General features: G+C 48.8%; 12 protein-coding genes and 1 pseudogene. 7 read left to right on the top strand and 6 right to left on the bottom strand.

Annotation, left to right across the window (positions count from 1 at the left end; all coding sequences use genetic code 11):
• Positions 1-134: 134 nt before the first annotated feature.
• Positions 135-1,246, top strand: a pseudogene (locus AC1S52_RS17660) (IS630 family transposase).
• 370 nt (positions 1,247-1,616) lie between these two features.
• Here the strand turns inward: AC1S52_RS17660 and AC1S52_RS17665 are convergent.
• Together AC1S52_RS17665 and AC1S52_RS17670 are read right to left on the bottom strand one after the other, a co-directional pair.
• Positions 1,617-3,074, bottom strand: coding sequence for a (Fe-S)-binding protein (locus tag AC1S52_RS17665; protein WP_482030357.1), 1,458 nt, complete (start codon positions 3,072-3,074; stop codon positions 1,617-1,619).
• A gap of 135 nt (positions 3,075-3,209) precedes the next feature.
• A complete protein-coding gene (locus AC1S52_RS17670) occupies positions 3,210-4,583 on the bottom strand; it encodes an FAD-binding oxidoreductase (protein ID WP_482030358.1) in 1,374 nt (457 codons plus the stop codon).
• 334 nt (positions 4,584-4,917) lie between these two features.
• Here AC1S52_RS17670 and AC1S52_RS17675 point away from each other — a divergent pair, with 334 nt between their 5' ends.
• Positions 4,918-6,024 (top strand): hybrid sensor histidine kinase/response regulator, encoded by a 1,107-nt coding sequence (locus AC1S52_RS17675; RefSeq protein WP_482030360.1) that lies wholly within the window; start codon positions 4,918-4,920, stop codon positions 6,022-6,024.
• A 55-nt stretch (positions 6,025-6,079) separates the two neighbouring features.
• Here AC1S52_RS17675 and ileS read toward each other — a convergent pair whose 3' ends face one another.
• On the bottom strand, positions 6,080-8,977 hold the full coding sequence (gene ileS, locus AC1S52_RS17680; RefSeq protein ID WP_482030361.1) for an isoleucine--tRNA ligase: 2,898 nt from the start codon (positions 8,975-8,977) through the stop codon (positions 6,080-6,082).
• Between the two features lie 251 nt (positions 8,978-9,228).
• Positions 9,229-9,426 carry a hypothetical protein gene (locus tag AC1S52_RS17685; RefSeq protein WP_482030362.1) on the bottom strand — a complete coding sequence of 66 codons (198 nt, stop codon included), beginning with the start codon at positions 9,424-9,426 and terminating at the stop codon, positions 9,229-9,231.
• Positions 9,427-9,479: 53 nt separating this feature from the next.
• Between AC1S52_RS17685 and AC1S52_RS17690 the strand changes: the two genes are divergently transcribed.
• From AC1S52_RS17690 to AC1S52_RS17705, 4 genes are all read left to right on the top strand, one after another.
• A complete protein-coding gene (locus AC1S52_RS17690; protein WP_482030363.1) occupies positions 9,480-9,818 on the top strand; it encodes a hypothetical protein in 339 nt (112 codons plus the stop codon).
• Positions 9,815-10,249 carry a type II toxin-antitoxin system VapC family toxin gene (locus AC1S52_RS17695; RefSeq protein ID WP_482030364.1) on the top strand — a complete coding sequence of 145 codons (435 nt, stop codon included), beginning with the start codon at positions 9,815-9,817 and terminating at the stop codon, positions 10,247-10,249. Before AC1S52_RS17690 ends, AC1S52_RS17695 begins: the two co-directional genes overlap by 4 nt.
• A gap of 134 nt (positions 10,250-10,383) precedes the next feature.
• Positions 10,384-10,716 (top strand): hypothetical protein, encoded by a 333-nt coding sequence (locus AC1S52_RS17700; RefSeq protein WP_482030366.1) that lies wholly within the window; start codon positions 10,384-10,386, stop codon positions 10,714-10,716.
• Positions 10,713-11,060 carry a hypothetical protein gene (locus AC1S52_RS17705; protein WP_482030367.1) on the top strand — a complete coding sequence of 116 codons (348 nt, stop codon included), beginning with the start codon at positions 10,713-10,715 and terminating at the stop codon, positions 11,058-11,060. The genes AC1S52_RS17700 and AC1S52_RS17705 overlap by 4 nt, the downstream gene beginning before the upstream one ends.
• 200 nt (positions 11,061-11,260) lie before the next feature.
• Here the strand turns inward: AC1S52_RS17705 and AC1S52_RS17710 are convergent, their stop codons facing one another.
• Together AC1S52_RS17710 and AC1S52_RS17715 are read right to left on the bottom strand one after the other, a co-directional pair.
• On the bottom strand, positions 11,261-11,392 hold the full coding sequence (locus tag AC1S52_RS17710) for a hypothetical protein (protein WP_482030368.1): 132 nt from the start codon (positions 11,390-11,392) through the stop codon (positions 11,261-11,263).
• Positions 11,389-11,445 (bottom strand): hypothetical protein, encoded by a 57-nt coding sequence (locus AC1S52_RS17715; protein WP_482030385.1) that lies wholly within the window; start codon positions 11,443-11,445, stop codon positions 11,389-11,391. The genes AC1S52_RS17710 and AC1S52_RS17715 overlap by 4 nt, the downstream gene beginning before the upstream one ends.
• A 341-nt stretch (positions 11,446-11,786) precedes the next feature.
• Between AC1S52_RS17715 and AC1S52_RS17720 the strand changes: the two genes are divergently transcribed.
• Positions 11,787-13,397, top strand: a complete 1,611-nt coding sequence (locus AC1S52_RS17720) for a GspE/PulE family protein (protein WP_482030369.1) — start codon at positions 11,787-11,789, stop codon at positions 13,395-13,397.
• The last annotated feature ends 48 nt before the right edge of the window (positions 13,398-13,445 follow it).

Consider the following 13,445-nt stretch of genomic DNA (forward strand, 5'->3'; position numbering starts at 1 on the left):
GCTAACACAAAATAAATCTTAAATATCCAAGTAGACATGAGGAAAATTCCATGCACTAGGAATTCTGGAGCCGATCAGTAAGCTGTTAAGCATCTAAATTGCATATAATTGATGATAGACCTTTTGGATTTAGTATGGCAATTAAGGATTATTTAACCCCAGAAGAGAAACTTGAGTTGCAACGAGAATTTAAGTTTCATGAGCATCCTGAGATTCGAGAAAGAATTCTAATTCTGCTATTAAGGAATGCTGGAAGAACACAACAAGAAATAGCAGACTTTTTAGGTTGTTCATTACGAAAAGTCGCTTATTGGTGTTCCCATGGGGACCCAAGTAACTTAGACAGTCTCATGGATGAAAGAATGGCAGGCAACTACCATAAAGCGACAGAAGAGTATATCAATTTGCTGCTAGAAGTAATCGATAAAGAACCCCAAGAATACGGTTATGAGTTTGGCAATTGGACTGCTCAGAGACTTGCAACTTACTTAGAGAAGGAGACAGGGATAAAATTAAGTGGGAGCCAGATTAGGAGAATTCTCAGAAAAAAAAATACGTTTATATCTGGTCGAAATACAGCCTTGAAGACAAGCAAGATCCAGAGAAAAGAAAGCTATTCAAAGCTAAGCTAGAAGAGTATTTACGTATTACGAAAGAATCTCCAGAACGCCTTCAAGTATGGTTTTGGGATGAAACTGGATTTAGTTTAAGAGTAATTAGAAGACGGAGATGGACTAAGAAAGGTAGCCGAAACAAGGTTTCGGGGCGACGCAGAAAAGGGCGATTTAGTGTTATGGGAGGAGTGCGATTTTCCGACAAAAAAAGAATTGTTGACTTCATTTCAAAAGGTACTGGAGAGAGTTTCATGAGTGTTCTTGAAGGATTTTATCAGGAACTCAAAAATGAGTGGGCAGAAACAGGGCATGATATAGATGGTTTTGAACAAAATGGACCAAAAATTGTAATTATTCTGGACAGTGCCAGTATTCACAAACGCCAGGATATTCTAGAGATAATAAAGAAGAAGATGCCTAATCTGATTTTAGAATTCCTACCTGCATACAGCCCTGACTACAATCTGGCAGAATTGGTTTGGCACTCAGCGAAAGAATTTATCTCTAATCGCTTATTTAAATCAATTGAAGAGTTAGAAGCCCTTGTCAATAAACTACTGAATGAGGGTGATTTAATTATAAATTGGGAAAGAAGTATCAAAAACAAGGGGAATGCTATTAATGCAATTTAGATGCGCATTAGCTTACCCAACCATTCCATCACTAAACTTAAAGCACCATTACCTCACAACGTCTTTAAGTGCTAACAGGAAAGCTTCCTGCATAGCCCTAACCGAGGACTTGCGGCATAACAACTTATTGTGCTGAAAGTTTCCAGATAATCCGCCAATACGGGTAGTTATATAGAAACTTTCCGTATAACTACCTCCCTGGAGAATTTATTCGAGAAATTTCCCACATAATATCCCTTATAGAGAGCTTTATCTAGAAATTTTCCGTATAATTTCAGAATCCAATACCGGGATTGCTGTGTGATATATGCTTCGTAACCAGAATGGGAAACAACCAACAACTAACAACTAACAACTAACAACTAACCCCTTACCCCTCACCGCTCACCTTAATCTTCCGAATCGAGTAATCCAGTAACTGCATGGGATGGAGAACTGGCAGGGTTTTTCCCTGAAGCTTGAGGTGATTGCTGATCTGCACGAAGCAACCAATATTGGCGGAAGCAATCATAGACGCTCCCGTATTGGTCAGGTTTTCTACCTTCTGTCGTCCCAGTTCGGCAGCTACCTCTGGTTGCAGAATGTTGTAAACTCCGGCACTACCGCAGCAGAGGGCGGCATCGACTGGCTCTCGCAATTGCACCCCTGGAATTTGCCGCAAAAGCTGACGGGGTTGAACGCTAATTTTTTGCCCATGCAGCATGTGACAGGCATCCTGGTAGACCAGGGTCAGCGGTTCCTCCTGCAACGGTGAAAGAGGTGCAGTCAATCCCACTTCTGCTAGAAACTCCTGCACGTCTTTTACCTGGTTGGCAAAGTCCCTGGCTTTTTCGCAGTATTGCGGGTCGTCTGCCAGGATGCTGCCGTATTCCTTTAACGTATGTCCACAGCCAGAGGCGTTGACCAGCACATAGTCCACCCCTGTCTCGGCAAAACTATCAATCATCTGACGGGCAAGGGTTTTGGTTTGCTCTTCCTGCCCTTGATGGTGAGTCAATGCCGCACAGCAACCCTGGGATTTGGGGATGATCACTTCACACCCATTCGCTGTCAGCACCCGCACCGTGGCATCATTCACCTCAGGGTTAAACAAGCGCTGGACACATCCCAGAATGAGTCCCACCCGATAGCGGGTTTTGCCCTCTGCTGGAATATGAGCTGGTTGGCTATCTCGAAAGGCTTGAGGCGAAAGGGCGGGCAGCATTGCCTCCATTGCCGCCAGTTGGGGGGAGAGTTGCTTCAGAAAACCCAGCGATCGCACCCATTTCTGTAAGCCCGACTTCTGGTAAATGCCTAACGGGCGCAGGAGCCAGCGCAGCCGCTGGGGGTAGGGAAAGGTGGAAAAGATGAACTGACGTAACCACTTTTCAGGCAGCGATCGGGGATGGTTGCGCTCAACCTGTTGCCGGGTGGACTCAATCAGCTTGTCATAGCGCACTCCAGAAGGGCAGGTTGTCACACAGGCAAGGCAACCCAGGCAGGTATCAAAATGCTCTACCGTTGCTGGAGACAGGGGAATTTCCTCCTCATTCACCCCATCCATCAGGTAAATTCTTCCCCTGGGAGAATCCATTTCCTTGCCAATCACCCGATAGCTGGGACAGGTTGCCAGACAAAAGCCACAGTGGACACAGGCATCAATCAGTTTGGGGTCTGGGGGAGAGTGGGAGTCGAAGGTGGGGAGTTGGGAGTTGGGAGTTGAGAGTTGAGAGTTGAGAGTTGAGAATTGAAAGTTAGAGGGGATAGGGGATTCTGCCATTTCCTGAAGGGATGGGTCTACTTTTGCAAGCAGGGGTTCTTTAGGTTGGTTTTTATCTATATCAGTCATTACTCAACATCGCCCAGTAGCTACTTTGTTGCCGAAATACACTTCTAATTCACTCCTCCTCTGCCGCTCTTCCCTCTCTAACAACTAACAACCAACAACTAACAACTCTCCCCTACCTCCTCACCTGTTACTTCCTCAAATTCCCCCCACGAATCGATGCGGACTTAAACAGGCATTGGGGTCAAATTGGTGTTTTAGCTTTTGCATCAAGGCAAGGGCATTTCCGGTGTAGCCCCAGACATCCATCTGTTGTTTAAGAGCCACCGGGGCTTGCAGGATAGAGAGAAAACCACCGCTGGTTTCACACTGCGATCGCACCTGCAACAGAAGCTTCGAGGGAAGGTCGGAAACTGGGAAAACCAGCCGCCCCAGTCCGCTGGCGGCATGAATTTGTCCATACCAGACAAGGGAAGGAGGCATGATGTGTCCAATCTGTTCCAGCACGGTTGCTGCTTCGGAGGGTCTTACTCCTATTTTGCAGGTAATTGCTGGTTGCTGGTCTGCGGCGGTCATGGAACTTCCCATCTTTTTCCATAGAGCCTCGTCTACTTCTGGGTCCGTGAAAGCCGTGAGTCCCAGCGATCGCCCCAGTTCGAGGGTGCGGTTCACCTGCTGCTGCACACTGGACTGGATACTTTGGAATCGAACAGCGATCGCCATTCCCGTGACCAATGGTAATGCCAGGGCTTGCACCATTCGGCTAGAAAGCAGGTCAACCGATGCCGGAGTCAGCACTGAACTGAGTAAACGGCTAACCGCCTGCTGAATTAGCCTCACTTCACCAGCTAACACGACCGTTTGGGACGCTTCTGGTAGGGGATACACCCGCAAGGTGACCTGGGTCAGAATGCCCAATGTGCCATAGGAGCCAGTCAATAGCTTCATCAGGTCATAGCCCGCTACATTTTTCACGACCCGGCCTCCAGCTTTGGCAATTTGCCCATCGGCACGGACAAAGGAAAGACCCAGAAGCATATCTCGCAGGCTGTGATACCGATGCCGCAACGAGCCAGTATCGGCGGTTGCCACCATCCCGCCAATGGTTGCCCGTTCTGGAAATGCCGGGTCGATCGCCAAAAACTGCCCCGCTGTCGCCAGGATTGCCTGCAACTCGGCAAACCCCATCCCTGCCTCCACCGTCACGGTCAGATCCCCCACTGCATGGTCAATCAGCCGATTTAGCTGCCCCGTACTGACTGCCATCAGCGGTTGTGAATCAGAGCGGTTCCCTGGCGCTTGCCCTACCACTCCTCCCCAATCCAGTTTGCTGCCAGATCCACAGGGAAGAACCTGCCACTGCTTACGGTTAGCCGCGAACATGACCTTTGCCAGGGCTGCGGCACTATCAGGAAACAGCACACCTTTCACCGTTGCCCCTGGTGCAACGCTTCGCTCAAGCTGGGTTTTCCAGCCGGTTTCCAGTTCTTCCCAGGATTGAATCGCTGAAATTCCTGCCAGCACTGCGATCGCCCCCAGATCAGCCCCATCGTTTGCAGAACTCCCACCCATGTTTTAATCTTGGCTCCTCAATGGCAGATAATGCGCTATGCAGATAATAGGCTGTGCAAACAATCCCCTATGACGGATCAATCATACGGTTTTCAGGTTTCATCCTGTGCAAGACAATTCTGCTCAGGCGGAAGGGAATACTTGAGGTGACCTCGTCTATACAAAAAACCGCTTTGGTCAGCTTGATAGAGGTGCCACTGGTCTACAAACCCCTTTAGTCCGGGAGATCTTTCACTCAATTAAGCATTGCCAGATTGGGGACAAAAGTGTCCTAAGGTTGTTTTAAATAACCTCTTTTAGATAAATCGTTAAAAAAATCGTTAAAAAATGCTCAATGAAAAAAATTCTGGTCATTGAAGATGAGCGCTCCATTCGAGAGACGATTCTGGAATTGCTCGCAGTCGAAGGTTTTCAAGTAATTGGGGCTGAGAATGGCAGTATCGGTATCCAGCGGGCGCAGGAATACCTGCCCCATTTGATTCTGTGTGATGTGGTGATGCCCCGCCCAGACGGCTACGGCGTGTTATCTGCCCTCCGTCAGAATCCAACCACTGCGACAATTCCGTTTATTTTTTTAACGGCGATGGGCACCAAAGAGAGCGTCCGCCAGGGCATGCAGATGGGAGCCGATGACTACCTGACCAAGCCCTGTACAGCCGCAGAACTGCTGGGCGCGATCACCAGTCGGTTTGAAAAGCAAGAGATTCTTGTCAGTCAATCGCAGCAGCAGCTTGATGACTTGCGGAATAGTATCGCCCTTTCCCTTCCCCACGAAGTGCGAACCCCCCTGCATGGAATCTTAGGTTTAGCGGAACTGTTGATTGAAGACTATCAGACGATTGAACGGCAGGAAATTTTAGAAGTTGCAGAAGGCATTTACTCGGCGGCTGACCGCTTACACCGATTGATCCAGAACTACCTGCTCTATGTTGAACTGGAACTGACGGTGAAAGACCTGGACCGGATCAATCTCTTGCGCAGTGTTAGCACCCATTATCCTAAAGTTCTGATTACAAACGTTGCCACGCAGGTAGCAAAACGTTATGGCAGGCAAACTGATCTGGCATTGAATTTGCAAAATGCAACGGTTCAAATTGCCGACCTGAAGCTAAACAAAGTTGTCGAAGAGCTAATCGACAATGCCTTTAAGTTTTCCAGGGCGGGCACATCGATTCAGCTAACCACCCTTGTCGATTCTGGATGGTTGACCCTATGGATTATTGACTATGGGCGGGGGATGACCGCTGACCAGATCGCCAGCTTGGGGGCATACATGCAGTTTGAACGCAAGTTTTATGAGCAGCAGGGTTCAGGGTTGGGGTTGGCGATCGCCAAGCGCATGGTCGAAATCCACGGAGGCAGTTTGGGCATTGAAAGCGTCCCTGGGCAACAAACCACGGTTAAAGTCTTGCTACCCAGTAATGAAACCCAGCCGTTGTAGGGATGGGAAGGTTGAGCGAAGTCGAAACCTGATCCTGACTTACCATCAAGCAAACTTAAAACGCTCCCTCAATAGCAGGAATACAGCGTTCACATAGAAGCGGATGCTGGGTCGATTCGCCCACATGGGTGGAGTAGTTCCAGCAGCGATCGCATTTCTGCCCTTCGGCATCCACCACTCCAATTCCCAATGAGCCTGATTGGAAACTGTATTTCAGCCCTTCTAAGGCATTGAGAGAGTCTACCAATTCAACTTGAGAGGTGAGGAACAGATAGCGCAGTTCATCCACACCATTCCTGATCAAACTATCGGCTGGATTTAACGTTTGCAGGAGTTGGCGCTGTTGGGGGGTGGACACATACAGCAGGACTTTTGCTTCCAGGGAAGAGCCGATCGCCTTTTCGGTGCGTGCCTGCTCCAGCACTCGATTGACCTCTGCCCGGATCTGCCGCAGAGCCAACCATTTTTCTGCCAGTTTGGGAGCCTGCCATTGGTCTTCCAGTTTTACCCAACCGGACTGAAACACTGATCGATGGGGAGTAGGGTAGGGCAGATGTTGCCAGATATCTTCTGCCATGTGAGACAGGACAGGGGCGATCGCCCGTGCCAGGTTTTCCAATGCCGCTGCCAGCACCGTTTGGCAACTGCGGCGGCGAGGAGAATCGACCGCACTGATATAGAGCCGGTCCTTGGCAATGTCGAGGTAGAAGTTAGACAGATCCACCACACAAAAGTTTTGAACCGTCTGGAAGAAGCGGAAGAACTGGAAGCTTTCAAAGGCATCGTTCACTTCACTGAATACCTCGGTGATGCGATGCAGCATGTAGCGATCGAGTTCAGGCAATTTCTCATAAGGCACGGCGTTGATTTCCGGGTCGAAGTCGTGCAGATTGCCGAGCAAGAACCGGGCAGTGTTGCGGATCTTGCGATAGATGTCTGCCAGTTGCTTCAGGATATTTTTGCCGATCGGCACATCAGAAGAGTAATCCACTGAAGAAACCCAGAGGCGCAGGACATCGGCTCCGTAGGGGGGTTCTTCTTTCTGGTTCTTACCCCCATTAATCACAATGGTTGGGTCAACGGTGTTGCCCAGAGATTTGCTCATTTTGCGTCCCTGTTCATCCAGGGTAAATCCATGGGTCAACACCGCTTTGTAGGGCGCGTGTCCATTGACGGCAACGCTGGTGAGTAAACTGGACTGGAACCAACCCCGATGTTGGTCGGAACCTTCCAGGTACATTTCAACCGGGTAGTGCAGTTCGGGACGCTGCTCTGCCACCGCTGCCCAGGAAGAACCAGAGTCAAACCAGACATCCATGGTGTCGGTGCCTTTGCGGTAGGTACGTCCGTTATTACGATACTGCTGGGGTAGAAGATCGGCAACCGGAAGTTCCCACCAGGCATCAGAACCATGTTCTGCAATGATTGCACGGGCATGGCTGATGGTTTCCTCGTTCAGCAGCGGTTCATTCGTCTCCTCGTCGTAGAAAACGGGGATAGGCACCCCCCAACTGCGCTGGCGAGAGATACACCAGTCTGAACGTTCGGCAACCATCGCGGTGATCCGATTTTCGCCCTGTGCAGGGATCCAGGTCACTTCTGCGATCGCCTTCAATGCCTGCTCCCGGAACCCTTCCACGGAGGCAAACCACTGCTCGGTGGCACGGAAAATCGTCGGCTTTTTGGTGCGCCAGTCGTAGGGATACTTGTGCAGGTAGGGTTCTTCCTTCAGCAACGCTCCGACTTCCTTAAGGGCATCCACGACGGCACCATTCCCCTCACCCAGGACGTTCAGACCTGCAAACGCACCTGCTTCTTCCGTGAAGTTGCCATCGTCATCCACCGGGGACAGAATTGGTAAGCCATAGCGTTGACCCACCAGGTAGTCATCCTGACCATGACCGGGGGCAGTATGCACCAGTCCGGTCCCGGATTCGGTGGTTACATAGTCTCCGCCAATCACGACTTCGCTCTGGCGATCGAACAGGGGATGGCGGTAAGTTGTATGCTCCAATGCTTTTCCCATCACCGTTGCTTGAACGGTCAGGTTAGTCCCCAATGTTTCTGAGAGCCGCTCAACCAGATCTTTTGCCACGATCAGGTAGCGCATCTGCCCCAGGCGAGTCTTTAAATTTAATCCTTCGCCCACTTCAACTACCGCATATACCAGTGCTGGATTGACACTGACCGCCAGGTTGGCAGGGATCGTCCAGGGAGTGGTCGTCCAGATGGCAACCCCCAGTTCACCCAGATAGGGATCGAGGGGAGCTTGCAGAACTGGAGGTAGACTCGTGACCTCAAACGCCGCATAGAGCGATCGCGAGGTGTGCCCCTCTGGATACTCCAACTCTGCCTCTGCCAGGGCAGTCCTCGAACTAGGACTCCAGTGAACTGGCTTTAAACCCCGATAGATATAACCTTTCAAAACCATCTGCCCAAACACACCAATCTGGGCAGCTTCGTATTCCGGCGTGAGGGTGAGGTAGGGATGCTCCCAATCACCCCAGACCCCATAGCGCTTGAAACTCTGGCGTTGTTCATCCACAGTTTTGAGAGCAAATTCCTTCGCTTTCTGGCGCAGCTTAATCGGCGTCAGTTGCTTCCGTTCTTCGGGCTTCATGGCTTGTAGTACTTTCAGCTCAATCGGCAAACCGTGACAATCCCAACCGGGCACGTAACGAACCTTCCGTCCCTGCAACAGTTGATACTTATTAATCACGTCTTTCAGAATCTTGTTCAGAGCATGCCCAATGTGGAGGGAACCATTGGCGTAGGGGGGTCCATCATGTAACACAAAGGGGGCACCTGGATTGTCCTGCGATAAGCGCTGATAAATCTGTTGCTCTGCCCAAAACGCCTGTAGCTCTGGCTCACGCTTGGTAGCGTTTGCCCGCATATCAAAACTGGTCTTGGGCAAGTTGACGGTGTCTTTGTAGAGTCCTGAATCTGTCACAGTTTAAGTAGGTGAGAGAGTGAGTATGGGCAAGCAACCAGTCGGCAGGCAATCAGCCGTAGATTTGTAGTATATGTAGTATTATACCCTAATAAGGCTACCGATGTCTGGCGACTATTGCCTATTATCAGTGACAAACCGCACGGGCTTCAAGTTCGCAATTTAATTCCCTGTAAGGAGAGTACTACCTGAAAGGACGGACAGCTAATTCTGGAAAACTGGGTGCTTACTATGAATCCCAATCCCCAGATTCAATGCGTAATCACGTTGAGTTCATTTGAGAGCGATGTTTCTGGACGATCGCGCAGGGTATGATGATCGGCGATCGCAGGGAATTGAGAAACCGGGGTTCTGCCAGCAATCTTTGTGATCGCCCCAAAGTTTTCCCAAGCACCCCGGTTTTTGGGAGGTGGGCGATCGCGCAAGGGATAATCTGCAAGAAAAATCATTCTTTGCCTTGTTAAGCTATGAACAGATTCATTGGGCAAATGAACGTATGGTCATGCAAATTCCGCCCCCACAAAGCATAAAGCTCAATCTTGTGCTTGAGCAAACAGCAAATGGACTCTCAGTGGCGAGGGTTTTGGAATTACCAGATTGCCAAGTGGAAGCGTCTACGGATGAGCAGGCGATCGCGCAATTGCGTCAAATCATTATCCAGCGTTTAGCCAAAGCTAGAATTGTACCGCTCGAAATTCCGCTTGAATTGCCATCGGCATTACCTGAGCGGGAAAATCCTTGGACGGAGTTCATTGGCATGTTTGAGGGCGATGCAGAGTTTGCCGAGATCGCGGCAGAGTTGCGGGCAGAGCGTGAGTTGGATCTGGATGATGTGGCATGAGCTTGTGGATTTTAGATACCGATCATGTTTCGCTGTTATTCAATCGGCATCCGCAGCTGAGCGATCGCGTTGCTGAGGTGGGTGCGGATGTTGCGATTACGATTGTGACGATGCAGGAGCTTTTTAATGGCTGGGTGGTGCGGATTAATGCCGCAAGCAAGATTGAAGATGTCGTGCGGTTATACGGCAAATTGAGCCGCACGATCGCTCTGTGCCAACGGTTGCTAATATTGGATTTTGATCCTGGAGCGGGCGATCGCTATCAATCAATACTGAAAGCAACGCCATTGTTAGCGAAGAAGCGTATGCAAAAAGATATGCGGATTGCGGCGATTGCTCTTGCTCTCGGGGCAACAATTGTGACTCGCAACCATCGAGATTTTTCTCAAGTTCCAGGTCTATTGCTGGAGGACTGGGCTCAAGGAAATTGAGCGATTTCCCAGTCAAGTTGCAAAAAAACGATTCCTGAGTTGGGGCGATCGCGGCTCTTGGAAAACCGGAGTTCTTTAGGATAACGGCAATCACACAGCCGCCTCATTAGAATCCCGTTTTTGGGAAGGTGATCATGTCTCTCAATGATGGGAGTTATAATCGGTTGCAAGGGAAACAGCAGAGCATGAGGAGTGATCACTCAAAAGAGCGTGGTGAAGCAGGAAGACCAGTCCGCGAAGCCTTTAACGATGCTCAACGGGCACGCCCTGCTGACGTGTTTGTTCAGATAGATGGGCGATATATCGTTCGAGGCAATCGAGGTAGAGAACACGTTTTTGAAGCCAACGGGGAATTAGTCACGAGTTTAGTCCGTCCAAAACAGGCTCATTTACGCAAGATTCAACGAGGTGAGCGTAGCCCAGTTACGGAGTCAGAATTTGCTCAATTTCAGGAGATCTTCTTATGACAGCAAATACTGTGACCACTGAGTACCCAGATGCATTGGATCTTGAAGATGAGTTATTAGATTTTACGGCGGATCTGCTGTCTCTCAAAGCTAATCAACCTTTTGTAATAGGTTTGTTGGCACAACCGAAGGGACAATGGGTCAGTGTTGCCGAGATCGTGCAGGATATGGCAGAGGTGAGTCAGACACTAATGGCATTAGAAACCGCAAGCAGTGGGCGATTACAGGCGACCTGGCTGGAACATCCTGAAACGAGTGATGACTATTGTCTGGTGTTATTCTTTATGGAATCTCTGAATTGGGATAGTCTGGCAGTGTATCATCGCAAGTTCGCGAATGTTTGAGAAACCAGAGTTCTGGGTAAAGGCGATCGCGGGGACTGGAGAAACCGGGGTTCTGCACAAGTGTTATGCGATCGCCCCCTAATTTTCCCAAGAACCCCGGTTTCTGGGAGGTGGGCAATCGCGCTGTTCAGACCTCCAAAGTTTAAGACCTCCGAGGTTTTCAAAACCTCGGAGGTCTTGGGCACCACTCCCCACTCCCTCTACTTCTTGCCGGAAATACCGCACATTTGCCGTTCGCTGTCGCTGACATTGGGGTTACTGGTCAAGTAGGGACGAACCCAATCGCAACTCAGCGCCATCAAATTATCCAGATCAAAGCTCCACAGCGTCACGTCATGTCGTCACTGGCAGAGGCAACGGTTTTGCCATCCGGGATGAAACTCACACTGTTAACAGAACTCTGATGCCTGGTGAGGATTTTGATCTCGCTCCCGGATGCCAAAATTCAGCAATTTTAGTTTGAGAAATATTGGATGGATAGAATGGGTTGCATATTTTCGTCTACTTTTTGCTGGTATGCCACACATTGGGAGATCGTTAAGGGGAGAGGTTTAACCATCACTATCTCGACCCTAGCACTGTGGAGGCAAGAACAGAGGGAGATAAATTTTTCTTAAATTTAAATTTTACATAAACAACTCGTTGCTACCCAAAAACAGAGAGCATACTAAAAAACAGACATAATCTTCGGCTGTATGTATTTCATTATACATTTTGGAGGTTGGCATGGCATCTATCTGGCAGCAACTTATCAAGCGCCAAATTACACTTGATGAGGCGCTAAAATTACTGGTGAGCGATGAAGGAATCGTTAATTTAGATCAACTTGATTTGGATGTCAACCATCGGTTCCGACGTGCTATTCGCGATGATAATGGACTACCTCCAGTGATTCCTCTGCTTCTCCAACAAAATCGCTACTATTTAGGTAGCTATCTAGATTTGGGAGTCGAGACGCTTGACAAGTTGCGAGATCGCACTAAGTCGGAAATTGAAATCATTCCTATTGCGGAGAAAAGTTACCGTGACTGGTGCTATATCCAAGAATTAGATATTACTCGGATTAACCCCAATAAATTCGTTGAAATTTTTCAAGACAACCCCAGACAAGAAGATCTGGGAACCTTGACAGAAATGTGCCTTTTACGGACTGGCAACACCACTGATCAGCTGAACGTTCTGATTGCAAGTGCTCTTTACAATCGCGTTAGTGATATTCATCTTGAACCAACTCTTCAAGGTTTAAGAATTCGTTATCGAATTGATGGCATTCTACGCACTGTTGTTAAACCAAGTGCAGGAATTAGTCTCAGGCTAATTATGGCACTTAAAGTTATGTGCGACATGGATATTGCTGATAATCGACGTCCCCAAGATGGACGGCTGCAAAAGAACTATGCAACGGAGCAAACTAAAGAAGGTTTTCTAGATATGAGAGTTAGCACCTTTCCAGGTGCAGAGGGTGAAAAAGCTGTGGTTCGTCTGCTACCTAGAGAAAACCCCTTTCAAAGCGTTAAAGATTTAGGGTTCACTCAATCAGCGTTAAATATTTATAGAGGTTGGTTGCAAGAGCCGCAAGGAGTGATTATTCTAACCGGTCCAACTGGTTCTGGTAAGACTAGTACACTCTACACAAGTTTGCAGGAGGTTTCAACCGAAGCCAAGAATGTGGTGACAATTGAGGATCCAGTGGAATACAAAATTCCTGGAATCACCCAAGGACAGGTGCTTGATGCTGCGGGAATGACCTTTGCGTCTGGATTACGTGCTATTTTGCGCCAAGATCCAGACATCATTATGGTGGGCGAAATTCGCGACGAGGAAACAGCAGAAACAGCGGTTCAGGCAGCCCAGACAGGGCATTTGGTTTTTACAACGATGCACACTAATGACGCAGTCTCGGCAGTTTCTCGGCTAAAAGGACTGGGACTTGAACCAGGTCTGATCAGTGAAGCTTTACTGGGGATTGTTGGTCAACGATTGGTGAGGAAAGTTTGTTCCCATTGTGCCGTTCCTTACGAGCCTACGGACGAAGATTTGCAGTATTTGGGGTTGGATTGGGAACAGGCGCAGCCAGAGATGTGGCGACAAGGAAGAGGATGTTCCAAGTGCTTTAGTTCAGGATATCTAGGGCGAGAGGGAATAATTGAACTGCTGAATGTTGATTCAATGATTAAGCAGTTTATATGTAAACCTGAGATCACTCAAGACCGGAGTTATTTTAATAACGATAATCTTAAGTCCTTCAAGGATGCAGCTATCGAAAAAGTTATAACTGGAGTAACTACTGTGGAGGAGTTAAAGCGAGTTCTACCATCTAGTGTTTGGCCGCTATAACTCTACGTCAATCCATGCGAGACCAGCAGATTAGGTGTAGGTTCTGTA

The sequence above is a fragment of the Kovacikia sp. CALU 1929 genome (assembly GCF_056784235.1).

Excerpts from the sequence above, each read along its gene's own strand:
- AC1S52_RS17695 (WP_482030364.1), top strand. The coding sequence starts at position 9,815 with ATGAGCTTGTGGATTTTAGATACCGATCATGTTTCGCTGTTATTCAAT.
- AC1S52_RS17720 (WP_482030369.1), top strand. The coding sequence starts at position 11,787 with ATGGCATCTATCTGGCAGCAACTTATCAAGCGCCAAATTACACTTGAT.
- AC1S52_RS17690 (WP_482030363.1), top strand. The coding sequence starts at position 9,480 with ATGCAAATTCCGCCCCCACAAAGCATAAAGCTCAATCTTGTGCTTGAG.
- AC1S52_RS17670 (WP_482030358.1), bottom strand. The coding sequence starts at position 4,583 with ATGGGTGGGAGTTCTGCAAACGATGGGGCTGATCTGGGGGCGATCGCA.
- AC1S52_RS17665 (WP_482030357.1), bottom strand. The coding sequence starts at position 3,074 with ATGACTGATATAGATAAAAACCAACCTAAAGAACCCCTGCTTGCAAAA.
- AC1S52_RS17685 (WP_482030362.1), bottom strand. The coding sequence starts at position 9,426 with ATGATTTTTCTTGCAGATTATCCCTTGCGCGATCGCCCACCTCCCAAA.
- AC1S52_RS17675 (WP_482030360.1), top strand. The coding sequence starts at position 4,918 with ATGAAAAAAATTCTGGTCATTGAAGATGAGCGCTCCATTCGAGAGACG.
- AC1S52_RS17705 (WP_482030367.1), top strand. The coding sequence starts at position 10,713 with ATGACAGCAAATACTGTGACCACTGAGTACCCAGATGCATTGGATCTT.
- AC1S52_RS17700 (WP_482030366.1), top strand. The coding sequence starts at position 10,384 with ATGTCTCTCAATGATGGGAGTTATAATCGGTTGCAAGGGAAACAGCAG.